Source organism: Cupriavidus sp. CER-90 (assembly GCF_057652055.1).
Map to the genome: position 1 here is coordinate 336,752 of NZ_JBYGYM010000001.1, position 24,059 is coordinate 360,810.

At 68.6% G+C, this 24,059-nt stretch carries 20 protein-coding genes; 16 read left to right on the forward strand and 4 right to left on the reverse strand.

What is annotated here, in order from left to right; translation table 11 throughout:
* Positions 1-53 precede the first annotated feature (53 nt).
* The 11 genes from AC24R4_RS01490 to AC24R4_RS01540 all read left to right on the forward strand — a co-directional run bounded on the left by AC24R4_RS01490 (position 54) and on the right by AC24R4_RS01540 (position 14,131).
* The gene (locus AC24R4_RS01490; protein WP_487522036.1) at positions 54-860 is read left to right on the forward strand and encodes an IclR family transcriptional regulator; all 807 of its coding nucleotides are present in this window, start codon (positions 54-56) and stop codon (positions 858-860) included.
* Positions 861-1,027: 167 nt separating this feature from the next.
* On the forward strand, positions 1,028-1,516 hold the full coding sequence (locus AC24R4_RS01495) for a DUF4381 domain-containing protein (protein ID WP_487522037.1): 489 nt from the start codon (positions 1,028-1,030) through the stop codon (positions 1,514-1,516).
* A complete protein-coding gene (locus AC24R4_RS01500; RefSeq protein WP_487522038.1) occupies positions 1,513-2,529 on the forward strand; it encodes a vWA domain-containing protein in 1,017 nt (338 codons plus the stop codon). Before AC24R4_RS01495 ends, AC24R4_RS01500 begins: the two co-directional genes overlap by 4 nt.
* Positions 2,526-4,130 (forward strand): VWA domain-containing protein, encoded by a 1,605-nt coding sequence (locus AC24R4_RS01505; protein ID WP_487522039.1) that lies wholly within the window; start codon positions 2,526-2,528, stop codon positions 4,128-4,130. The genes AC24R4_RS01500 and AC24R4_RS01505 overlap by 4 nt, the downstream gene beginning before the upstream one ends.
* The gene (locus AC24R4_RS01510) at positions 4,127-5,200 is read left to right on the forward strand and encodes a BatD family protein (protein WP_487522040.1); all 1,074 of its coding nucleotides are present in this window, start codon (positions 4,127-4,129) and stop codon (positions 5,198-5,200) included. The genes AC24R4_RS01505 and AC24R4_RS01510 overlap by 4 nt, the downstream gene beginning before the upstream one ends.
* 175 nt (positions 5,201-5,375) lie before the next feature.
* Positions 5,376-6,512, forward strand: coding sequence for a formylglycine-generating enzyme family protein (locus AC24R4_RS01515; protein WP_487522963.1), 1,137 nt, complete (start codon positions 5,376-5,378; stop codon positions 6,510-6,512).
* Between the two features lie 37 nt (positions 6,513-6,549).
* A complete protein-coding gene (locus AC24R4_RS01520; RefSeq protein ID WP_400395398.1) occupies positions 6,550-7,641 on the forward strand; it encodes an HAD family hydrolase in 1,092 nt (363 codons plus the stop codon).
* 56 nt (positions 7,642-7,697) lie between these two features.
* The gene (locus tag AC24R4_RS01525) at positions 7,698-9,509 is read left to right on the forward strand and encodes an arylsulfatase (protein WP_400395397.1); all 1,812 of its coding nucleotides are present in this window, start codon (positions 7,698-7,700) and stop codon (positions 9,507-9,509) included.
* Positions 9,506-12,112, forward strand: a complete 2,607-nt coding sequence (locus tag AC24R4_RS01530) for a spermidine synthase (RefSeq protein ID WP_487522041.1) — start codon at positions 9,506-9,508, stop codon at positions 12,110-12,112. Before AC24R4_RS01525 ends, AC24R4_RS01530 begins: the two co-directional genes overlap by 4 nt.
* Positions 12,109-13,095: an AAA family ATPase gene (locus tag AC24R4_RS01535; RefSeq protein WP_487522042.1), complete on the forward strand. Its 987-nt coding sequence runs from the start codon at positions 12,109-12,111 to the stop codon at positions 13,093-13,095. Before AC24R4_RS01530 ends, AC24R4_RS01535 begins: the two co-directional genes overlap by 4 nt.
* A 37-nt stretch (positions 13,096-13,132) precedes the next feature.
* Complete coding sequence (locus tag AC24R4_RS01540) at positions 13,133-14,131, forward strand: DUF58 domain-containing protein (RefSeq protein ID WP_487522043.1); 999 nt, start codon at positions 13,133-13,135, stop codon at positions 14,129-14,131.
* A gap of 127 nt (positions 14,132-14,258) precedes the next feature.
* On the opposite strand, the gene AC24R4_RS01545 is transcribed toward AC24R4_RS01540, so the two are convergent.
* Both AC24R4_RS01545 and AC24R4_RS01550 read right to left on the reverse strand, forming a co-directional pair.
* Positions 14,259-15,215, reverse strand: a complete 957-nt coding sequence (locus AC24R4_RS01545; protein ID WP_400395384.1) for a Bug family tripartite tricarboxylate transporter substrate binding protein — start codon at positions 15,213-15,215, stop codon at positions 14,259-14,261.
* Between the two features lie 78 nt (positions 15,216-15,293).
* A complete protein-coding gene (locus AC24R4_RS01550) occupies positions 15,294-16,433 on the reverse strand; it encodes an L-talarate/galactarate dehydratase (RefSeq protein WP_400395379.1) in 1,140 nt (379 codons plus the stop codon).
* Between the two features lie 300 nt (positions 16,434-16,733).
* On the opposite strand from AC24R4_RS01550, the gene AC24R4_RS01555 reads away from it, so the two are divergent.
* Positions 16,734-17,729 carry a LacI family DNA-binding transcriptional regulator gene (locus AC24R4_RS01555; protein ID WP_487522044.1) on the forward strand — a complete coding sequence of 332 codons (996 nt, stop codon included), beginning with the start codon at positions 16,734-16,736 and terminating at the stop codon, positions 17,727-17,729.
* 14 nt (positions 17,730-17,743) lie between these two features.
* Positions 17,744-17,989, forward strand: coding sequence for a type II toxin-antitoxin system Phd/YefM family antitoxin (locus AC24R4_RS01560; protein ID WP_487522045.1), 246 nt, complete (start codon positions 17,744-17,746; stop codon positions 17,987-17,989).
* 68 nt (positions 17,990-18,057) lie between these two features.
* Here the strand turns inward: AC24R4_RS01560 and pdxR are convergent, their stop codons facing one another.
* Positions 18,058-19,539, reverse strand: coding sequence for a MocR-like pyridoxine biosynthesis transcription factor PdxR (pdxR, locus tag AC24R4_RS01565; protein ID WP_487522046.1), 1,482 nt, complete (start codon positions 19,537-19,539; stop codon positions 18,058-18,060).
* 135 nt (positions 19,540-19,674) lie between these two features.
* Between pdxR and AC24R4_RS01570 the strand changes: the two genes are divergently transcribed.
* A complete protein-coding gene (locus tag AC24R4_RS01570; RefSeq protein ID WP_487522047.1) occupies positions 19,675-20,316 on the forward strand; it encodes an FMN-binding negative transcriptional regulator in 642 nt (213 codons plus the stop codon).
* 27 nt (positions 20,317-20,343) lie between these two features.
* On the opposite strand, the gene AC24R4_RS01575 is transcribed toward AC24R4_RS01570, so the two are convergent.
* The gene (locus AC24R4_RS01575) at positions 20,344-21,219 is read right to left on the reverse strand and encodes a LysR family transcriptional regulator (RefSeq protein ID WP_487522048.1); all 876 of its coding nucleotides are present in this window, start codon (positions 21,217-21,219) and stop codon (positions 20,344-20,346) included.
* Positions 21,220-21,356: 137 nt separating this feature from the next.
* Between AC24R4_RS01575 and argH the strand changes: the two genes are divergently transcribed.
* Both argH and AC24R4_RS01585 read left to right on the forward strand, forming a co-directional pair.
* Positions 21,357-22,859 (forward strand): argininosuccinate lyase, encoded by a 1,503-nt coding sequence (gene argH / locus AC24R4_RS01580; protein WP_487522049.1) that lies wholly within the window; start codon positions 21,357-21,359, stop codon positions 22,857-22,859.
* 138 nt (positions 22,860-22,997) lie between these two features.
* Positions 22,998-24,050 carry an ABC transporter substrate-binding protein gene (locus AC24R4_RS01585; RefSeq protein ID WP_400395940.1) on the forward strand — a complete coding sequence of 351 codons (1,053 nt, stop codon included), beginning with the start codon at positions 22,998-23,000 and terminating at the stop codon, positions 24,048-24,050.
* Positions 24,051-24,059: the final 9 nt, after the last annotated feature.

Below are 24,059 nucleotides of genomic sequence, written 5' to 3' on the forward strand. Positions count from 1 at the left end.
CGATGCTTCTGCGGCATACTGCGGACTGCTTCCCGGCCAGCGAATTCTTTCCCATGTGTGCTCGTACTGCGAATCAAAACGTCCGCCAGGCGGACGTTTCTGCCCCGGCTGCCGAAGAGGGCGCACGGGCGTTGCGGCGCGGCCTGACCCTGCTCGATGCCATCCTTGCCGGCGGCAAGGACGGGGTGCGCGTGGTGGATCTATGCCGCGCCGCCGGGCTGGAACGGCCCACGGTCTATCGCCTGCTGGCCACGCTGATCGAATGCGGCTATGTGGTGCAGCGCGGGCGCTTCCGGTATGTCAAGGGCCCCAGGCTGGAGGCGTTGCCGCAGCGCGGCGAGTCGGCCGACCTGGCCGAGCGCCTCCATCCGGTGCTGGCCCGCGTCAGCCAGGCCTGCGGCGACGCAGCATTCGCCATCGTTCGCGACGGGGCCCGGTCGCGCTGTATCGCGCGCCATGTCGGGACGCACCCGGTGCAGGTGCTGGTGATCCAGGTGGGCACGCGACAGCCGCTGGGCGTGGGGGCTGCCGGTCTGGCGCTGCTGTCGGCGTTGCCCGACGGCGCCGTGGACGACGTGATCGCAACCAATGCCCCCGCCCTGGTGCAGTACGGCGGCATGACGCCGGACCGCATGCGCATCCTGATCCGGGCCACCCGCGAGCGCGGCTATTCCGTGATCGGCAACCACGCCACGCGGGGCGCGCTGGCGGTGGGCCTGGCCGTGGCGGATCGCGATGGCGAACCGGTGGCCGGCATCAGCGTCGCCACCACGCTGGCCCGCATGCCGCGCGAACGCCAGCAACTGCTGGCGCGCGTGATGCGCGATGCGGTGCGGGACCTGCTGCCAGATGGGTTGTAGCCCCGGGGCTGTAGCGCGCGCGTGGCGGGGGCCGGTTACCGAAATCGCTAAATATCGGCGCCAAAAACTCTAAATTCGGTTTCCGCCGGTCACGGCGTAACCTGCCCGCATGCAGTCGGCCCGGCCCGGCCCGGGATGATCCGACCTGTCACGGGAGGACTCACACGGTGAACGATCTGGCCGATATCGTCACGCCGCCCCCGCCAGCCTGGTGGCCCCAGACGGCGGGCTGGCTCGTGGTCGGCATCTGCGTGCTGTGCGCGTTGCTGTGGCTGGGCTGGCGGATGTGGCGGCACTGGCGCGCCAACCGCTATCGGCGCGCCGCGCTCAAGGAACTGGGGCGCCTGCAAGCCGGGCTCGACGCCAATGGCCCGGACCGCGCGCAGGCGCTGCTGTCGCTGGCCGAACTGCTCAAGCGTACCGCGCTGGCCGCGTGGCCGCGCGAGACCGTGGCGGCGATTTCCGGCACATCCTGGCGCGATTTCCTGCTGGCCCACGCCGGCAAGGCCACGGATGCCGTACCGCCTCTTGCCATGCTGATCGAGACCGAATACCTGGACCGCGCCGCACTCGGACGCTGGCCGGCGCAACAGACCCGCGACACCGCTGCCGCCTGCCGCCGCTGGATCGCGGAACACCGGGCGCCGCCCGTATGATCGCGTTTGCCTATCCCTGGCTGTTCGCGCTGCTGCCGCTGCCGCTGCTGGTGTGGTGGCGAGTGCCGCCGTACCGCGAGACCAGCGCCTCGGTGCGGCTACCGTTCTTTGGCGAGGTGGCCAGCGCGGCCGGCTTGCAGCCCGCCGCCGGCGCCCACGTGCCACGACGCAACCTGGTGCAGCATCTGCTGGCGCCGCTGGCCTGGGCCCTGGTGGTGACGGCCCTTGCGCGGCCGCAGTTCCTGGAGCCACCGGTCTACAAGAGCGAGCCCGTGCGCGACCTGCTGCTGGCGCTGGACCTGTCCCAGTCGATGGACACGCGCGATTTCAAGGACCCGGCCGGCGTGGTCGAAGCGCGCGTGCAGGCCGTGCGGCAGGTGGTCAGCCATTTCGTGGCCCACAGGCCCGGGGACCGCATCGGGCTGATCGTGTTTGGCGATGCCCCGTATCCGCTGGCGCCGTTCACGCTCGACCATGCGCTGGTGCGCACGCTGATCGACGACATGGTGCCCGGCATGGCCGGCGCCAGTACGTCGCTGGGCGATGCCATCGGGCTGGGCATCAAGATGTTCGACAACAGCCACGCCGCCGAAAAGGTGCTGATCCTGCTGACCGACGGCAATGACACCGCCAGCCGCATGCCGCCGGCACAAGCCGCCGATATCGCCCGCACGCGCGGCGTCGTGGTGCATACGGTCGGCATTGGCGACCCTGCCGCCACGGGCGAGCAGAAGGTGGATCTGCAAACGCTGCAGCGCATTGCCAGCACCACGGGCGGGCGCTATTTCTTCGGCGCGGACCAGACCGCGCTGGCGTCGATCTATGCCACGCTGGACCGCGTGACGCCGCACAAGGAAAAGACGCTGAGCTGGCGTCCGCGCCGCGAACTGTTCATGTGGCCGCTGGGCGCCGCCGTACTGCTGGTACTGGCGTACCAGGTCTTCATGGCGGTCTACGCGTACGGCCTGGCACGCGCGCCATTGTCCGCCGCACGCAAGGAGCCCTCGGCATGACCGACGGGTTCCACGCGCTGGCGCAGTTCCATTTCCTGCGGCCCGCATGGCTGCTGGTGCTGATGGCGGCGGTGTGGCTGCCCTGGGCCGTGCGCCGGCAGGGCGATGTGCGCCGCCGCTGGCGCGGTACCATCGCGCCGCATCTGCTCGATGCGCTGGTGGTGCGCGAGGGCCGCCATCGACCGGTGCGCCCGGTGCATATGACCGCCCTGGCCCTGGCGCTGGGCGCGATGGCGCTGGCCGGCCCCACCTGGGAACGCGAGCGGCCGCCGTTCCTGTCGGACAAGGCGCCGCTGGCCATCGCCGTGGACCTGACGCCCGACATGGACGCGATCGACATCACGCCGACGCGGCTGGAACGCGCCAAGCTCAAGATCAAGGCGCTGCTGGCCCATCGCGAGGGCGGGCGCACGGCGCTCTATGCCTACGCCGGCTCCACCCATCTGGTGCTGCCGCTGACCGACGACGCGGCGCTGTTGCAGACCTTTGTCGACGCGCTGCAGACGGCCATCATGCCGGTGCCGGGCAAGGATACGGCGCGGGCGGTCCAGACCATCGGCACGGCGTTGTCGAAGGAGCCGGTACCCGGCACGATCCTGCTGCTGACCGATGGCGTGGAGCCTGCGGCAACGGCTGCCCTGCAGCGGCGCGACAAGCGCACGCAGATCGTGGTGCTGGCCATCGGCACGGCGGCGGGCGGACCTTTGAAGGCCGGCAACGGCGCCGCGCCGGGGATCGATGCGGCCGCGCTGCACCGGCTGCGCGACACCGGCGTGCCGGTGGCCACGCTGACCACCGACAGTGACGATGACGTGGCGTGGGTGCAGCGCCACGTCCAGTCGCATGTGGAGCAGGGCAGTGCGCAGGACACGCTGCGCTGGCACGATGCCGGCTGGCCGCTGACGATACCGATTGCCGTGCTGGCGCTGCTCTGGTTCCGCAAGGGCTGGACCATCCGCTGGATGGCCTCGCTGGCGCTGGCCGCGCTGGTGGCCGCGCCTCAGGCTGATGTGCGGGCCCAGCCCAGCGCGCCGGCACGCGGCTGGCATGTTGTCGATCTCTGGCTCACGCACGACCAGCAAGGCCGGCGCGCCTTCGCACGTGGCGATTACGTGGCGGCGGCCACGCTGTTCGATGACGCGATGTGGCGCGGCGTGGCGTACTACCGCGCGGGGAAGTTCGATGAAGCGGCACGGGCCTTCGAGCAGATCGGCACCACGGACGCCCAGTACAACCTTGGCAACGCGCTGGCGCGACAGAACAAGTACCCCGAGGCGGCCGCCCGTTACCGGCTGGTACTGCGGCAGCGTCCCGGCTGGGCGCCCGCGCAGCGCAACCTGGCGCTGATGCAGCAGGCCATCGAGCGCCAGAAGCAGGCCGACAAGAACGACAAGGGCGACGAGGAGCCGCCCGACCTGAAGCCCGACAAGATCGAACTGGACGCCAGCAAGCCGCCGCCGCCACCGGGTGGCGACAAGGTGCAGCAGGGGCTGGTGCAGCAGAACGCCGATATGTGGATGCGCGCGATCCAGACATCGCCCACGATGCTCCTGGCGCGCAAGTTCGCGCTGCAGTCGCAGGCGCCAGAGGCGCGGCCATGACGATGCGCTGGCTCGCCGTCATGCTCCTGATACTGTCCGGCCTGGCCCATGCCGCCGCGCCCACGGTGCGTGTGCGGGTGCTGGGCCAGCAGCCCGTGGTGGCCGGGCAGTCGGTCCGGATCGAGGTCACGATCCTGGCGCCGAACTTCTTCCTGTCGGCGCCGGAATTTCCGGCGCTACAGGTGCCCGGTGCGGTGGTCACGATGCCCGACGAGCGCGGCGTGAACGCCACCGAAACCATCGATGGCGTCAGCTACGCGGGCATCCGCAAGACCTACGTGTTCACGCCCCAGACCGCCGGCGATTTCACGCTGCCGACGCCCCAGATTCAATTCAGATGGTCCGGCGACGATGGCAAGCCGCAAGACGCCACCGTGACGCTGCCGCCCACCACCATCCATGCCGGCGGGCAGCGGAACGCAAGCCAGGCCGGCGCCGCGCAGGCGTCAGGCCCCGCGCCGCTGCTGCCGGCATCGCCCATCCATATCCGCCAGACCTTCGACCAGGCCATCAGCGGCAAGGACGCCCATTTGCGGGCTGGCGATGCCTTGGTCCGCACCATCACGATCTTCGCGCCCGGCACGCCCGCAATGATGATCGAACCGCCGCAACTGGCCGCGCCACGCGGCGTGCGGCAGTTCCGCGCCGATCCGCAATTGCAGGACGGCGTGCCGGCCGCCGGGGACGAGCCGGCAGGCGCCACGGGCGGCCGGCGCGTGGAAACGGTGACCTATGTGTTCGAAGGCAGCGGCCATTACACGCTGCCGGCCGTCTCCGTGGCGTGGTACGACCCGGCCACCGGCAAGCGCGCGCAATCGTCCGCCCCGGCCGTGATCATCGACGTCGCCCGTGCAGCGCCGGGGCAGGGCCTGGCGCCCACGGGTGGCGCGCCGATGCGCCTGCCCGGCTGGCTCGACTGGCGGATGGCCGCCCTGCTGGCCGGCGTGGCGCTGGCGGCCGGCTACGCGGCGTGGCGTTGGCGCGGGGGCTGGCGTCCACGCGGACGGGCCGCGCACACGGGCAAGACGCACCGCAGCAAGGCGCCGCCGCTGCCTCCGCTCAACCCGTAGTCAAGAAATCATTCACATCAAAATTCCAAAAGTTTGCATTCCGCTCTGGCAGGGACCCCACCCATACTGGGATGGCTGGATCAGGTGATCGAGTCGTATCGTGCAAGGAGTGTCGATGGGACGGAAGCAGCAGGCCATGGTCATTGCCACCGCCACGCCGGTGTGGCGCCAACGCATGTGGCTGGCGGCGCTTGCACTGGGCATGGTCGTGGCCGGTGCGGGCGGCACGTGGTGGTATCACGCGAAGGATGCGCGCGCCAATGCGCCGGCCATCCGCGCGGGCGATGGGGTGAACGGTCCGCGCGGCATGGTCCATGTGCCCGGCGGCGACTTCCAGATGGGCAGCGATCACAAGATGGCGCAGGCCAATGAACGGCCGGCGCACAAGGTCCACGTCAACGGCTTCTGGATGGACCAGCACCACGTCACCAATGCCGAGTTCCGCAAGTTCGTCGAGGCGACGGGCTACCTGACCACCGCCGAACGCGCGCCGGACTGGGAAACGATGAAGGTGCAGCTGCCGCCCGGCACGCCGCGCCCGCCCGACAGCGCGATGGTGCCCGGCGCCATGGTCTTCGTCGGCACCAACAGCCCGGTGCCGCTGCGCGAATACTGGCGCTGGTGGCGTTTCGTGCCCGGCGCCGACTGGAAGCACCCGAACGGCCCCGGCAGCCATATCGAGGGCAAGGACAACCACCCTGTGGTGCAAGTCTCGTACGAGGACGTGCAGGCCTACGCGCGCTGGGTGGGCAAGCGCCTGCCGACCGAAGCCGAATGGGAGTTCGCGGCGCGCGGCGGCCTGGAACAGTCCACGTATGCCTGGGGCGACCAGTTCGCGCCCGATGGCCGCCAGATGGCCAACGTCTGGCAAGGCCAGCAGGTGCAGCCATTTCCGGTGGTCAGCGCCAAGGCGGGCGGCGCCGCAGGCACCAGCCCGGTGGGCACCTTTCCGGCCAATGGCTACGGCCTCTACGACATGACCGGCAACGCGTGGCAATGGGTGGCCGACTGGTATCGGGCCGACCAGTTCCGGCGCGAAGCCCGCTTGACGACGGCCGTGCTGCAGAACCCGGCGGGGCCGTCCGATTCGTGGGACCCGACCGAACCCGGTGTGCCGGTGTCCGCGCCCAAGCGCGTCACGCGTGGTGGGTCGTTCCTGTGCAACGAGGACTTCTGCCTGAGCTATCGGCCCAGCGCACGGCGCGGCACGGATCCGTACACGAGCATGTCGCACCTGGGCTTCCGGCTGGTGATGGATGACCGCACCTGGGCCGAAGCCCGCCGACAGCCCGCACTGGCGGCGCGGCCGTAGGCCCCACCCGTCCGCACAATCGAGGAGGAACGCAACGATGCCATTCGCCTTGGCAGGAAGCTACCGGCTTGCTCGCCGCGCGGTGTCCGGCGTGACGACGCTCGCGGCCCTGGCCGTGCTGGTGGCCGCCCTTGGCGGGTGCGCGTCGGCACCCGCCGCCGACACCGCCGCTGGCGCGCAGCCGGCGAGTGCGGCCAATGTGGCGGGCGTGGCGGCATTGCCGTCGTGGCGGGATGGCGCGGCGCGCCAGACCATCGTCCGCTTCGTGGAGACGGTGACCCGGCCGGGTACGCCGCAGTACGTGCCGCCTGCCGAACGCATTGCCGTCTTCGATAACGATGGCACGCTGTGGAGCGAGCAGCCGCTGTACTTCCAGTTCTTCTTCCTGCTCGACCAGATTCGCGCCGCCGCACCCCAGCATCCCGAATGGAATGGCAACCCGGCCTTCAAGGCGCTGATGGCCAACGACATGGCCGCGCTGATGCGCGAGGAAAAGCGCCTGCTGCCGCTGATCGCCCAGGCCAACAGCGGCATGACGGTGGACGAGTACGACCGCACGATCCGCGCCTGGCTCGACACCGCGCGCCACCCGAAATTCAACCGGCCCTATACGGACCTGGTGTTCCAGCCACAGATCGAGCTGCTGAACTACCTGCGGGCCAATGGCTTCAAGACGTTCATCGTGTCGGGCGGGACCATCGAGTTCATGCGGCCGTGGTCCGAACGCGTGTACGGCATTCCGCCCGAGCAGGTGGTGGGGTCCACGCAGGCGGTGACGTACGAACTGCGCAATGGCCAGCCCACGCTGGTGCGCGGCCCCAAGCTCGAATTCATCAATGACGGCGCCGGCAAGCCCGTGGGCATCTATCGGCAGATTGGCCGCCGGCCCATCCTGGCCGTGGGCAATTCCGACGGCGATCTGCAGATGCTGCAGTACACGATGGCCGGCACCGGCCAGCGTCTGGCCGTGCTGGTGCACCACGACGACGCCGAGCGCGAGTTCGCCTACGACCGCAAGTCGGGGATCGGCAAGCTCGACAAGGCACTGGACGAAGCCGTCACGCGCGGCTGGACGGTGATCAGCATGAAGCAGGACTGGGCACGCATTTATCCGGCGTCCCAGCCTTGATCCTGGCGATTTCCAGAACCTCCTAACGCCCTGAACCAAACCAGAGGGAGCTTTCGATGAGACCAGAAGCGGGTACGCGTCTGACAAGGCTGGCCACCAGCGCGGCGATTGTCGCCATCCTGGCCGTGGCCGGCTGCAAGAAGGCCGACGAGAACAAGGCGGCGCCTGGCGCGGCGTCGGCCCCGGCCGCCCAGGTACCGGCCGCGCCGCCGCCCGTGGCCACCACGCCAACCGCGCCGGTGGCTTCGGCCCCGGTCGCCACCGGCGCGTCTGCCGTGGCGGCGGCGCCGGCCAGCGGCACGGTGGCGCAGGGTAGCCGCGGCGGCAAGCCAAACATCCTGGTGATCTTTGGCGATGACGTCGGGCTGGGCAACATCAGTGCGTTCAGCCATGGGGTGGTGGGCTACAAGACGCCGAACATCGACCGCATTGCCCGCGAGGGCATGATGATGACCGACTACTACGCCGAAAACAGCTGCACGGCGGGACGCTCCACGTTCATCACGGGCCAGTCGGTATTCCGCACCGGCCTGTCGAAAGTGGGCCTGCCCGGCGCGCCGGTGGGCCTGCAGGACCGCGACATCACGATCGCGCAGGCGCTCAAGCCGCTGGGCTATGCCACGGCGCAGTTCGGCAAGAACCACCTGGGCGACCAGGACCGCTTCCTGCCCACCAAGCACGGCTTCGACGAATTCTTCGGCAACCTGTACCACCTGAACGCCGAGGAAGAACCCGAGCGCCCGTACTGGCCGAAGGAAAATCCCGACTTCCTCAAGTTCTACAACCCGCGCGGCGTGCTGCACAGCACGGCTGACGGCAAGATCGAGGACACCGGCCCGCTGAACCGCAAGCGCATGGAAACGATCGACGACGAAACCACCGGGGCCGCTGTCAACTACATCCAGAAGCAGGCGCAGGCCAAGCAGCCGTTCTTCGTCTGGATGAACTTCACGCGCATGCACCTGTACACGCACGTGCGCCCCGAGTACCAGGGCAAGGCCGGACTCGGCGCCGGCCATGAGTACGCGGACGGCATGTGGGAGATGGACCAGAACGTTGGCAAGCTGCTCAAGGTGCTGGATGACACGGGCATCACCAACGACACGCTCGTCGTCTTCACCACCGACAACGGCCCCAACTTCTTCACGTGGCCCGATGCAGCCAATACGCCGTTCCGCAGCGAGAAGGACTCGAACTGGGAAGGCGCGTTCCGTGTGCCGGCGATGGTGCGATGGCCGGGCAGGATTCAGCCCGGTTCCGTGACCAACGGCCTGATGTCCGGCCTCGACTGGTTCCCGACGCTGCTGGCCGCGGCGGGCGACGGCGACGTCAAGGACCGCCTGCTGAAGGGCACCAGCCTGGGCGGCAAGAGCGCCAAGGTCCACCTGGACGGCTACAACCAGCTGCCGATGCTCACGGGTGAGACCGACAAGAGCGCGCGTAACGAGTTCTACTACTTCAATGACGATGCCGAACTGGTGGCCATGCGCTATGACGTGCTGACCCAGGGCGCGACGCAGCCCACCGCGTGGAAGGTGGTGTTCTGCGAGCAGCGTCAGAACGGGTCGCTCATGGTGTGGAAGGAGCCGTTCACGTGCCTGCGCGCGCCCAAGTACTTCAACCTGCGCATGGACCCGTACGAACGCGCCGACACGGGGCAGACCAACCGGTACTTCGACCTGGAAACGCAGAACCCGTACCTGTTCATCGAGGGCAACCGCCGGGCCATCAACTTCCTGCAGACCTTCGTCGATTACCCGCCAAGCCAGTTGCCGGCCAGCTTCACGATCGACCAGGCCAGCGAGAAGATCAAGCGCCAGGTGGCCGATCAGATGGCCAAGGTCCAGCAACCGCAGCAAAAGAAGTGACGGCAGCCCAACGCAAGCTGGAGCCCGGCGTGAAGCGTCAACGCGTCTCACGCCGGCCGTCGGCCTCCGCCTCCGCAGTCGGGGAGGCAGAGGCACAGGCGCGCCGCAGCAGTGCCGGACTCCGGCAGGCCGCGGCGTTGCTGTGTCTGTCCGGCGTGGCCGGTCTTGTCTATCAGGTGCTGTGGATCAAGCAGCTGTCGCTGGTGGTGGGCGTGGACGTGCATGCGGTCACCATCGGCGTCAGCGCATTCTTTGGCGGGCTGGCGCTGGGCGGCTGGACCGTGGGCCGGCTGGCGGACCGTACGGCATCGGCCTGGCGTCTCTACCTGTGGCTGGAACTGGCCATCGCCGTGCTTGGCATCGCGGCGACGCTGGCGCTGGCCCGTTCCGCGGCGCCGTTCGCGTGGCTCGAAGTGCGGGCCGGGGCCGCCGCATGGGCGCTGCCGCTGGCACTGGTCGGGCTGCCCGCCATCGCCATGGGGGGCACATTGCCCGCGCTGATGCGCGCGTTGCGCGGCGACGGCGTGGCACTGGGTGCCAATGGCGGGCGGCTCTATGCGGCCAATACCGCGGGCGCCATCGCCGGCACGCTGCTGGCTGCCTTTGTCCTGATTCCGCTGCTGGGCATCACCGGCAGCGCCTTGGCGGCGGCCGCGCTCAACGGGCTGGCCGCGCTGGGCGCCTGGTGGTTCGGCCGTTCCTTGACCAATCCTGTCGATGTACCGGCCGCGCCGGCGAACGCCCCACGCGCATCGGGCCAGCGCGTGCTGGCGTTGACGCTGTACGCGCTGGCCGGCGCGATTGCGCTGGGCTACGAAGTGGTCTGGTCGCAGGCCATCGTCCAGTTCCTGAGCACGCGAGCCTTTGCCTTTGCCGTGATGCTGGCAACGTACCTGGCCGGCCTGATGATCGGCAGCCTTGTCGTGGCGCGCCGCGTGGACCGCGCGAAAGACCCGTGGGGCATGTTCGCGCTGCTGGTGGTGGGCGCCGGGCTGGTGGCGCTGGTTGAATTCGCGTGGCTGGGCGAATGGCTGCCCGCCGCACAGCAGGTGGTGTCGCAACGCGTGCTGGGTGCCACGGGCAATCTGCTGGTGGCCACGTGCGCCAGCTTTGCCGTGGCGGCGCTGTGCATCGTGTTCGTGCCGACACTGCTGCTGGGGGCCGCCTTCCCGTACGTGGTCCGCCTGTCGGTCGATCCTTCGCGCACCGGCTCGGGCGTGGGTGCCGTACTGGCGCTGAATACACTCGGCGGCATCGCGGGGTCGGTGCTGGCGGGCGTCTGGCTGGTGCCGACGCTCGGCGTGATGCATACGCTCGGCGTGCTCGCCTGCGCCAGCGGGCTGGTGGCCGTTCTGGCGGTGGCGTTCGGCGACGGCACGGGACGCCGCGCGCGCTTTGCCATCCCGCTGCTGGCCGTCGTCACATTGATCGTTGCCGTGGCCACGCCCGCCGACCGGCTCGCCGCACTGCTGGCCCGGACGCGCGGCGGCGATCTGGTGTTTTACGAAGAAAGCCGGGGCGCCACCGTGGCCGTGGTGGAGCAGGGCCGCGCCGCGCAGCGATTTCATCGGCTTTATATCCAGGGCGTCTCGAATTCGGGCGACACGATGACGTCGCTGCGCTACATGCGCCTGCAGGCATTGCTGCCGCTGATCGTCCACAACGGCACGCCGCGGGCATCGCTGGTGATTGGCCTGGGCACCGGCATCACGGCCGGCGCCACGCTGCAGTACCCAGGGCTTGAGCGGCGCGTGGTGGCGGAACTGCTGCCCGCCGTGGTGCGCGCGGTGCCCCAGTTCCAGGGCAACTTCGACGTCAGCCGCAGCCCGCAGGTCGATATCCGCCTGCGCGACGGCCGCCGCGAACTGCTGCAGAGCACGCAACGCTACGACCTGATCACGCTGGAGCCGCCGCCCCCGTCGGCCAGCGGCGTGGTCAACCTGTATTCGCGCGAGTTCTACCAGTTGGCCGCCGCGCGGCTGCAGACGGGCGGCATCGTGGCCCAGTGGCTGCCGCTGCCGACGCAGAATCGCGACGACACCCGGTCGCTGGTGCGCAGCTTCCTCGACGTCTTCCCGCATGCCACGCTGTGGACCACCGAACTGCACGAAATGCTGCTGGTGGGATCGCTGCAGCCGATGACGCTGGATGCGGTCACCATCGCATCGCGCTTTGGCCAGCCCCAGGTGTCGGCGGCGCTGCGTGCGGTGGGGATAGCATCGCCGGCCGCGCTGCTGGCCACCTATGTCACCGATCGGGCCGGGCTGGACTGGTTTGCGGGCGACGCGCCAGCCGTGACCGACGACCGGCCGCGCATCGAGTACGCCGGGTGGGTGCGGCGGCAGGACTTTCCGCCGGTGCTGCGCGAACTGCTCGACCTGAGCGCCGAGCCGCCGCTCCAGGGCGCCAGCGACGCGCTGCACCAGGACATCCGCCGCGAGCGCGCCACGCTGCATACGTTCTACGCGGCCGGGCTCGACGCCTATCGCGGCGACCGCGCGCAGTGGATGCGCGATATCGGCACGGTGATGCGCGCGGACCCCGACAACCCCTACTACAACTGGTTCACCGGCGGACGCCCGGATCACCAGGAGACACGATGAGTGCGCGCGACGACATCCTGCAGCTTCAGGCACGCATGGGCGAGTCGATCGTTGGCCAGGCCCGGATGATCGAGCGGCTGCTGCTGGGCCTGCTGGCCAACGGCCACCTGCTTGTGGAAGGGCTGCCGGGGCTGGCCAAGACGCGGGCGATCAAGAGCCTGGCCCGGCATCTGGACGCCCGGCTGTCGCGCGTGCAGTTCACCCCCGACCTGCTGCCCGCCGATATCACCGGCTCGGATATCTACGTCACCGACGGCGGCAAGGGCGAATTCCGCTTTCAGCCCGGGCCGCTGTTTGCCAACCTGGTGCTGGCCGATGAAGTGAACCGCTCGCCCGCCAAGGTGCAGGCGGCCCTGCTGGAGGCCATGGAGGAACGGCAGGTGACCGTCGGCGGCAAGACGCACCGGCTCGAACCGCTGTTCCTCGTCATGGCCACGCAGAACCCGATCGAGCAGGAAGGCACGTATCCGTTGCCCGAAGCGCAGATGGACCGCTTTCTGATGCACGTGAGCGTCGGCTACCCGCAGGCCGATGCCGAGGCCGAGATCATCCGGCTGGCCCGCGCCGAAGAGGACGACGGCAGCACGGCAAATCCGCCGGGGCAACGGGCAGGCGAACAGCGCCTGTCGCCCGAGGCCATCTTTGCCGCCCGCCAGGCCATTCACGGCGTGACGGTCAGCGAGCCGGTGGAACGCTACATCGTGACGCTGGTACAGGCCACGCGGGATGCGGGGCGATTCGACGACGACCTGAAACGGTGGATCCAGGTCGGCGTGAGCCCGCGAGGATCGATCGGGCTCGACAAGGTGGCCCGCGCCATCGCCTGGCTGCGTGGCCGCGACCACGTGACGCCCGACGACGTGCAGGCTGTGGTGCACGACGTGTTCCGCCATCGGCTGGTCCTGTCGTACGAAGCCCACGCCGCGGCCGTGGGCGCCGACGCCGTGATCGACCGGCTGCTCGAACGCGTGGCGGTGGCTTGACCGCGCCGCAGCACCATCACACGCCGCGCCACGTGCCATGATCCGCGACATCGCCGCGCGCGCCCGCGCCCAGGCCGGTACCAGCGCCACGCCGCCGGCCTCGCAGGCCGTGCCCGGCGTCAGCGTGGACCTTGCCGCGCTGGCCGCCCTGGAAGCCAGCGTACGGGACTTCCATTTCCGCACGCGGCAGCCCGTGCACAGCCTGCTGTCGGGGCGGCACGGGTCGCGCGTGCATGGCCGGGGCCTGGCCTTCGAGGAACTGCGCCTCTACCTGCCCGGCGACGATGTGCGGACGATGGACTGGCGCGTCACGGCGCGCACGGGCAAGCCGCACGTGCGCCTGTATGCCGAGGAAAAGGAGCGGCCGGTGCTGCTGGTGGTGGATCAGCGCATGAACATGTTCTTCGGCAGCCGGCGCGCCATGAAATCGGTGACGGCGGCCGAAGCGGCGGCCCGGGCGGCGTGGCGGGTGCTGGCCGATGGCGACCGCGTGGGCGGCGTGATATTCGGGGACGCCGACCAGACCAGCATGGCGCCGCAGCGCAGCCGCCACGGCGTGCTGCATCTGCTGGGCGACCTGGCCCGGCACAACCAGCGGCTGCGCGCCGATGCCCGGGCGCAGCGCGGTGCCACCCAGCTGAATGGCGCGCTGGAGCGGGCACTGCGGCTGGCGCACCACGACCACCTGGTCATCGTGATCAGCGATTTCGATGGCGGCGACGACCAGACGCGGCACCTGATGCTGGCGCTGCGCGGGCGCAACGACGTGCTGTCCGTGCTGGTCTACGACCCGTTCCTGCTGGAGCTGCCCGCGTCGGGACAACTGGTGGTCAGCGACGGCGAGTTGCAGGTGGAACTGGGTTTCGGCCATGAGGCGCTGCGGCGCAACGTGCGCAGTTTCGCCGATGGCCACAGCGCCGCGCTGATGGACTGGCACAAGGCCATCGGCGTGCCGCTGCTGCCGTTGTCGGCCGCCGAGGACACCGCCGCCCAGCTGCGCAGGCTGCTGGGGCGGGCAGCGTCCGGCGCGCCGTAAGGGGACGTCTTGTCACGGGAAATGAAAAAAGAGCGCCACGATGGCGCCCCTTGGCGATGCCATTTACCGCGCGCCCACGGCGCCCGCGAACGGCTCCGGCGGCGCTGCGGGCGGCACTGCGAGCGGCTTAATCGGCCGTGATGTTGCCGGCCTGGATCACCTTCTTCCAGCGCGCGAATTCCGACGCCTGGAACGCCGTGAACTGCTCGGGCGTATTGGCCACGACTTCGAAGCCCAGTTCCAGCAGCTTGGGCTTGTTGACCGGATCGTTCATCGCCGCCACCACCGCGCTGTGCAGCTTGGCCTTGATATCGGCCGGCAGCCCCTTGGGCGCGGCAATCGCCTGCCACGAATACACGGTCACACCCTTGTAGCCGAGCTCTTCCATGGTCGGCACGTCGGGCAGGATCGGCGACCGCTTGCTGCTGGTGATGGCCAGCGCGCGCAGCTTGCCGGCCTTCAGGTGCGGCACGGCGGTGTTGATGTTCATGAACGTGGCATCCACCTGGCTGCCGAGCAGGTCGTTCAGCGCCGGCGCGCCGCCCTTGTACGGCACGTGCAGACCCGTGGTGTTGGTCTGCTGCCAGAACAGTTCGGCGGTCAGGTGGTCGCTGGTGCCATTGCCCGCCGACGCGAACGTCATCTTGTTCGGGTTGGCCTTTTCGTACTGGATGACGTCCTGCAGCGACTTGTACGGCGAACTGGCGGGCACCGCCAGCACGTTGGGCGCCTGCACGGCCACGCTGATGTAGTCGAAGTCCCTGGTCGGGTCATAGCCGGGGTTCTTCGTCAGGTGCGGGCCGATCACGAACGGGCCCAGCGACGACACGAACAGCGTGTAGCCGTCGGCCGGTGCGCGCCTGGCGGCCGCCGCGCCGATCATGCCCGCCGCGCCGGGGCGGTTGTCCACCACGAAGCTGCCGCCAAACGTCTGCTGGAACTTGGCGCCCAGAATGCGGGCGATATTGTCGGTCGATCCGCCCGGCGGGAACGGCACGATCATCGTTACCGGCTTTTCTGGCCAGGCGGCGTTGGCCGCCGCCATGGTGACCCCAAGCAGCAGCGTTACCAGTGCCTTCTTCATCATCGTTGTCTCCTTGTGTTTCCGTTTTACTGATGTTTGCGGTGATGGTGTCTGACGACCGCGGCAGCGGACCGTGGATCAGCTGGCGCCGAATTCGGCCTGCTCGCGCGTCCAGGCGCGCGCCTGTTCGCTGACGGTGAGCCCCAGGCCCGGGCGGGTCGGGACGACGATGCGGCCGTTCGCGATGTCGAGCCGCTCGTTGAACAGCGGTTCGAGCCAGTCGAAATGCTCGACCCACGGCTCGCGCGGATACGCGGCGGCCAGATGCACGTGCAGTTCCATCGCGAAGTGGGGCGCGATCATCAGCCCGGCATGCTCGGCCAGCGCGCAGACCTTCAGGAACGGCGTGATGCCGCCCACGCGCGGGGCATCGGGCATCAGGTAGTCGGCGGCACGGTGACGGATCAGGTCCCAGTGCTCGGCGGCGCTGGTCAGCATCTCGCCGGTGGCGATGGGCGTGTCGAACTGCTGCGCCAGCGCGGCATGGCCTTCGTGGTCGTAGGCGTCGAGCGGTTCCTCGATCCACACCAGGTTGAACGATTCGAAGGTGCGGCACATCCGCTGCGCGGTGGGGCGGTCCCACTGCTGGTTGGCGTCCACCATGATGGGGACGGCATCGCCCAGCTTTTCGCGCACGGCCGACACGCGCTGGATGTCGATCTTGCCGTCCGGCTGGCCGACCTTGAGCTTGATGCCGCCGATGCCGCGCTCCACCGAGGCGGCCGCGTTGACCAGCAGCTGGTCCAGCGGCGTATGCAGGAAGCCGCCCGACGTGTTGTAGCAGCGGACGGAATCGCGATGCGCGCCCAGCAGCTTGGCCAGCGACAGGCCGGCACGCTTGGCCTTGAGATCCCACAGCGCCACGTCGAACGCGCCGATGGCCTGTGTGGACAGGCCACTGCGGCCGACCGACGCGCCGGCCCAGCAGAGCTTGTCCCACAGCTTGGCGATGTCGCTAGGATCCTCGCCAATCAGGGTGGGGGCGATCTCTCTGGCGTGCGCAAACTGGCCGGGGCCGCCGGCGCGCTTGGCATAGCTGAAGCCCAGGCCTTCATGGCCGCTGGCGGTGCGGATTTCGGCAAACAGGATGGCGACTTCCGTCATCGGCTTCTGCCGGCCGGTCAGCACCTTGGCGTCGCTGATCGGCGTGGCCAGGGGCAGGTAGCAGGACGACAGGCGGATGGCGGTAATCACGTCAGAGGCGGGCGAGGCGGTCATAAGGCGGTGCTTCCTGATCGAGCGTCCGAGTCTTCGGACATCGTATGACATCGTTGTCAAAAAATGGCCGGATACGGCCCATGTGCGTTGCTATAATGCTGGCCCCCGCGATGGCGTCACGCCGATCAACGCAATAACGCACTGCAACATGCGACGAAATTTCGTCTTCACGCATTCTGGATACTGCGCAGGACAGCGGGGTGAGTAGAATGCTAACGTTGTCATTTGCGGCGGTCAACCATTGAGACGGCACCTGGCGTCGTCGTTTACCCGCACTTCCAACTCTTGATCCGAGCAGGCATGTCCGATTTATCCGCCGGCAAGTCCGTCACGCTGCACGATGTGGCGCGCGAAGCGGGGGTTTCCCTGATCACGGCATCGCGGGCGCTCAGCAATCCGGGGCTGGTCTCCGCCAAGACGATTGCCCGCGTGCAGCAGGCCGTGGAGCACACCGGCTATATCCCGAACCTGCTGGCTGGCGGCCTGAAGTCGCGCCGCAGTCTGACCGTGGCGGCGCTGGTGCCGAATATCGCGGTGGCGCAGTTCCTTCCCACCGTCAAGGCGCTGACCGACGCGCTGGATGCGGCCGGCTATCAGTTGATCCTGGGCCAGACCGGCTATGACCATGCGCGCGAGGAGGCGCTGCTGGGCACCATGATCAGTCGCCGGCCCGATGGCATCGTGGTGACGGGGCGGGTCCATGCGCAGGCCTCGCGCGACCGCCTGCGCCGCTCGGGCATTCCGGTGGTGGAAACCTGGGATCTGAGCGACCGGCCGGTGGACATGGCTGTGGGGTTCTCGCACCTGAAGGTCGGCAGCGCCGTGGCCGGCTATTTTCTGGCCAAGGGTTGGCGACGGTTCGGCATCGCCACCGGCGACGACCAGCGCGCAGCCGTGCGCCGCGAGGGTTTTATTTCGACGTTGGGACACGATGTGCCGACCGCGCGCGTGCCGGCGCCCAGCAGCCTGGGCCTGGGACGCGAGGCCCTGCGCAGCCTGCTGGCGCAGGACCCGGCCATCGAGGCCATCTTCTGCAGCTCTGACCAGCTCGCCCAGGGCGTCGTCGAAGAGGCCCGGGCGCGTGGCCTGCGCATCCCCGAGGATCTGGCGGTCTGCGGCTTCGGCGACGCCGACTTCGCGGCGGACATGGCCCCGCCGCTGACCACGGTTCAGGTCGATGGCGCCGGCATCGGCACGCTGGCCGCCGGCCTGCTGCTGGCACGCTGCCGGGGCGAAACGGTGGCAGAGCCGGTGGTCGATCTGGGGTTCAGGATTGTGGAGCGGGGAACGACTTGATGGGGGCAGGTACCATGAGGATCATCGATTTTCACGATGCGCAACTACATCTATCCCGCTTGATTGACCAAGCGGGAAATGGCGAATCTTTTGTGATTGCCAAGGCCGGAAAGCCGCTGGTCAAGGTCGTGCCTTTACACGCGCCGATGGTAGTGCAAACGAGGCGGACGGGTTTTCTTGCTGGGCACGTCGGGATACCAGACGACTTCGATCGCATGGGGCTGGCAAAAATCGAGTCTCTTTTCGAAGGCGGCGAATGAAATGGTGCTCGACCCCAACCTGCTTCATACGCCGCCAGACGCGCTGATCGCCAAATATCCCGGCCCAATCAAGCTCCTCTAGTCGCGGCCGTAGCAGCAATCACCCCCGCCAGCCGCCGCGCCGCTTGCTCGATTTCCCGGTCGCCGAATCCACCAAAGCCCAGTATCAGCCCCGCAGGCGGCTTGTTGGCGGTGTAGGTGGGCGACACCGCGCGTACCGCCACGCCGGCCTCGGCGGCGCGCCGGACCACCTCCCGGTCATCGATGCCGGGCGCCAGCCACAGCACAAGGTGCATGCCCTGGTCAGACGGCTGAAGCCATGCCAGATCGGCGGGAATTTCCCGTTCGAGGGTCCGGATCACGAATGCTCGCCGCTCGGCATGCACGCCGCGTACGCGCCGGATATGGCGGTCCAGATGGCCTTCGGCGATAAAGGCGGCCAGCACATGCTGGTCTGCCGTGGGCGGATGGCGGTCCATCAGCACCCGTGCGCCGATATAGGCATCGACCAGCGGCTCGGGTACCACCGCATACCCGAGCCGCAGCGACGGATAGAGGATCTTGCTGAACGTGCCCAGATAGACCACGCGCTCCGGCGCCAGCCCCTGCAGCGACGGAAACGGGTGGCCGGCGTAGCGCAGTTCGCTGTCGTAATCGTCCTCCACGACCCACGCCTGCTGCCGGTCGGCCCAGGCCAGCAGGGCCTTGCGGCGCGCCATGCCGAGCGGCATGCCCAGCGGATACTGGTGCGACGGCGTGACAAAGGCGGCGCGCGCCTGCGGAGCCAGTGCGATGCCGGCTTCGACGTCGATGCCTTCGGCATCCACCGGCACGCGCACGATGCGCTCGCGCGGCCCGATGCTTTCCAGAATGGCCGTGATGCCACGATAAGCCGGATTCTCGACCCATACGGTATCGGCGGGGTCGAGCAGTACCTGGCAAGACAGGAACAGCCCCTGCTGCGTGCCGGTGGTGATCACGACCTGGCTGGCGTCGCAATGCACCGAGCGCGAGCGGCGCAGGTAATCGGCAATCGCCTCGCGCAATGGCAGCGCGCCCTGGGGTTCGCCATAGCCGGCCGGCGCGGCGCTGCCGCCGGCGCGCAATCGGTTGCCAAGCCGGCGCCAGTCTTCATTCGGCGCGGCGGCGCCGGCCGGCACCGACACCGCGAACGGCACCTGCGGCAGCGCGGTGAATTCCCGGGCGATGGCAGCAAACTTCTGTGCGGCAGGGGGCAGCACGGTGCCCTCGCGCGGCCGCCGACGCGTCAGCGGCGCAGGCGCCAGCGCGGCCACTCGCGTGCCGGCGCCGTGCTGTGCGGTGAACACACCCTCGGCCACCAGTTGCTCGAACGCCTCGACCACGGTGCCACGCGACACCTTCAGCGCCTCGGCCAGCGCGCGCGTGGACGGCAGCGATTCGCCAGGCTTCAGGTCGCCATGCGCGACGGCGTCTCGCAGCGCCTGTACTAGCTGACGGCCAAGCGGCCCCGCAGCGCGGTCCAGCACGCCAATGAATGGAATCTCGGGCACCTGTGCGGTTCTGGGCATGACGGGCAGGAGGATAGAAGGGGAGGGGGCCGGAAAGTGGTCCGATGAAATCGGCACAAACTGGCCCTACACTCTACTCCAGTTTGTAGCCAGAATACGACTTCAACATCCCCCAGACACCACGCCGGAGCAGTCATGTACGTCCCCGCCCATTTCGAACTGGCCGACCCGCAGGCCACGCATGCGCTGATCGGCGCCAACCCGTTCGGTACGCTGTTCACGCACGGGCGCAGCGGCATGGATGCCAACCATATCCCGTTCGAAATCGACCCGGACCAGGGCGAATCGGGCATGCTCAAGGCGCACGTGGCCCGCGCCAATCCGGTCTGGCAGGACGTCGCCAACGGCGACGAAGTGCTGGTGGTGTTCCGCGCCGGCGACGCCTATATCTCGCCGAACTGGTACCCCAGCAAGCACGAGGCCCACAAGCAGGTGCCGACCTGGAACTACCAGGTGGTGCACGCCCATGGGCGCATCACGGTGCATGACGACGAACGGTACGTGCGCGGCGTGGTGGCCCGGCTCACGCGCCACCACGAGGCCAGCCAGCCGCGGCCCTGGAAGATGTCCGACGCGCCCGCCGATTTCATCGACACGCTGCTCAAGTCCATCGTCGGCATCGAAATCGAGATCACCCGCCTGCAGGGCAAGCTGAAGCTGGGTCAGCACAAGGACGCCCGCGATATCCGCGGCCCCGGCGAGGCGCTGATGACCCAGGGCAGTACCGTGATCGGGCAGGCGATGCTGGACCGGGCGGTGGAGAAGGAGCGCGGTTGAGGTGCGTCGCCCCCCGGGCCCTGAGCCTTATCCCCGCATCACCTCCCGCACACACCCCAGGAACGCCTGTGCCAGCGCGGGCACGGGGTGCTGGGGGTTGGTCAGCACGAAGCTCTCGAACTCGATGGCCGGTTCGAATGGCAGCGCCTTCAGGCCCGGGAACCGCAGCGTGCGCACCACCAGCGAATTGACCACGCTGACGCCGAGGCCCATTTCCACCATCGTGCAGATCGTGGCGGCGTAGGGTGTTTCCAGCGTGAGCACGCGCCGATCCGGGATAAACGCGGCATCGACGATGGCGCGGGTGCCGTCGCCGCGCGTCAGCGAGATGAACGGCTCGCCGGCCAGATCGTCGGCTCGCACACGTCGTTTTTTCGCCAGACTGTGCGCCGTCGGCACGATGCAGACGCCGGCCTCGCGGTGCAGCGGATCGCTTTGGATACCCGCCATTTCCACCAGATAAGACACCAGGCCCACGTCGCAGAAGCGCGACGCCGTCCATTTGGCGACGGTCGGCGAATCGCTCGTGTGCACGGCGATCGGCACGTCGGGATACCGGCCGCGGAAGCGGGCGATCGCCGGGGGCATCACCGTCATGGCGATCGACGGCACGGCGCCCACGCGCAGCGTGCCGACGCCCGCCTCGCGGATCGAGCGCGCGGACGCCTGCAGGCTGTCCAGGCCGACAAAGGCGCGCTCGACGTCGCGGAACATCGCATCGGCCTCCACGGTGGGCGTCAGGCGCCCGGCAATCCGCGTGAAGAGCCGGAAGCCACACGCCTTTTCCAGTTGGGCGATCACCCGGCTGATATTGGGCTGCGACGTATGCAACTGCGTGGCTGCAGCGGTCATCGAGCCGGACAACATCACGGCACGAAAGGCTTCGATCTGCTTGAAATTCATGTGACAGGCGTGGGTGCGACAGGCTGCGAAGGTGGGTCGATGGTATATCAAATCCGCATGGCGACGATGAAACTGCTGATTTGACGATATGACGAGCCGATTCCCATACTGGCCGCCAACAACGAGGAGAAAGTTGCATGGAATCGAAGGTCAGCCGCCGCCTGACGCAAGCCACCGCCCCCGAAGTCTGCGAGCACATCTACCTGCCGCGGCTGCATCGTGAATTCGGCCCTGGCTTCCGCTATCTCACCGACATCAACCAGGCGCACCTGCTGATGCTGCATGACGCCGGCCTGATCCCGGCCGACGTGGCCGGCACGCTGGCGCGGGCGCTGCGCCAGATCGAGGCGGAAGGCCCGGCCGCCGTGCCGCTGGACCCCGAGCGCGAAGACGCCTATTTCAACTACGAAACTCGCCTGATGGCCGTGGCTGGCGCCGATGCCGGCGGCCGTCTGCATGTGGCGCGCAGCCGCAATGACATCCTCGCCACGCACGACAGGCTGCGCGCCCGCGATACCGTGCTGGCGCTTCTGACCACGCTGGCCGATACGCGCGACGTGGTGCTGCGGCACGCCGCCACCCACGCCGATGCGGTGATGCCGGGCTATACCCATCTGCAGGCCGCGCAGCCGATCACCTATGGCTACTACCTGTGCGGCGTGGCGCAGGCGATGGGCCGCGACATCGCCCGGCTGCGCCATGCGCTGGAAGGCCTGGACGCCTGCCCGCTGGGCGCGGGCGCGCTGGCCGGCACGGCATTCCCGATCGATCGGGCCGCCACGGCGCGTTGGCTGGGCTTTTCCACCTACGCCCCGAATTCGCTCGACGCGGTGGCCTCGCGCGACTTTGCCTGGGAGATCCTTTCCGCCATCACGATTGCCACCGTCACCTGGGGCCGCGTGGCGCAGGACCTGTACATCTGGGCGACCCCGGAATTCGGCCTGATCGACTTCCCGGACAGCGTGGCCGGCACCTCCAGCATCATGCCGCAGAAGAAGAACCCGGTCGTGCTGGAATACCTGAAAGGCAAGGGCGGGCACATGATCGGCCTGCTGACCGCGTCGCTGGCCGCGCTGAAGGGCAGCCACTTCACGCACAGCGGCGACGGCAACCGCGAGAGCATGCGCGGCTTCTGGGAAGCCACGGACGAGGCGCTGCGCTGCGCCAGCCTGCTCCGGCTGGTGCTCGAAAACGCCACGCCACAGCGGGCCAGCATGCTGGCCCGCGCCCGGCGCGACTTCTCTTCGGCGACCGATCTGGCCGACATGCTGGTGCGCGACGCCGGCATGTCGTTCCGCGAAGCCCATCACGTGGTGGGCGCGGTGGTGCGCGAGGCACTGGACCGGCACATCCCGGCCTGCGACATCGACAGCGACATGGTGAACCGGGCGGCCGCGCATCACACCGGCCGCGCGCTGGCACTGGATGCCGCGTCCGTGGCGCGCTGCCTGGACCCGGTGCAAGGCGTGGCCGCGCGCGTGGCCGCCGGTGGCCCCGCACCAAGCCTTGTACGTGATCAGGTCGACGCCCAGCTTGCCTCGCTGGCCCAGGACCGCCATGCCATCGACACGCTGCGCCACACCGTGGGGACGAATCGCGCCACGATGAAGCGCGCGGTCGAACAGCTCGCCAGCCGATAGCCGGCGCCATATCACCGACGCTTCGACCCAGCAATCGGCTCGCCGATTTAACCGATATCGATAGACAAAAGTCTTCGTTGTGTGTGAGCGCGCCGCTTCGCAATACTGCGAAGGGAACTGCACTCATCACACAACAATATGGCCTCCGAACTTTCCTCTCGCGCGCCCGGCCGCCGTGGCGCGCTCAAGCAACTGGCATCACTGGCACTGGCCGGCAGCATGGGTCCGCTGCTGGCCGCGTGCTCGAAGGGCGATTCCGCGGCCAGCACCGCCGCGCCGGCCGCACCGGCCGTCATCGGCAAGGCCGGCGACAAGGTCAGCTTCAAGTATCCGGACAATCCCACCTTCGACCTGGTCTACCTGGCCGACCAGCTGGGCTACTTCGAGGGCACCAATACGCGGCCCAACTACATCGGCAAGGTGGCCGCGCCGCAGATCATTCCGCTGACCGGCACCGGCGAGATCGATTTCGGCTCGCGCATGGTGCCGCTGGTGATCTCGGCCGTGGCGGCCGGGGCCGACCTCAAGATCGTGGCGGCGGGCAACAAGACGCTGCAGGATGCCCCGCACATGAAGTACTTTGTGCGCAAGGACTCGGGCATCCGCGCGCCGAAGGACCTGGAAGGCAAGACCATCGGCATCAACAGCTTCGGCGCCTGCGCCGAGTTCGTGACCAAGACCTTCCTGCGCCAGAAGGGGGTGGACGTCAACAAGATCAACTTCGTGGTGATCCCCGACGACCAGGCCGAGCAGACGCTGGTCACCGGCAATACCGACCTGGCCATCATCCACGCGCCGTTCTCGGGCCGCGCCGACCATGCCGACAAGCTCACGCGGCTGTGGAGCGATTTCGACCTCGATGGCGGCCTGGGCGGCATGCAGCCGTACAGCGTGCATGGCAAGTTCCTGCGCGAGCACCCGGAAAACGTGCGCGACGTGGTGACCGCGCTGGCCAAGGCCGCCAACTGGGTCAACGCCAACCCGGAAGAGGCGCGCAAGCTGGTGTCCAGGCGCATCAACCTGCAGCTGGAATTCGTTGACCGTTACGCCTACGTGGACAACCTGGTGGTCACCGAGCCGCCGATCCAGTACTACATCGACGTGCTGGAGGCCGAGGGCAAGCTGAGCCGGGGCAAGGTGGCCGCCCGCGACATCTACACGAACGATTTCAACCCGTTCGCCAAGGCATAGGACCGACCC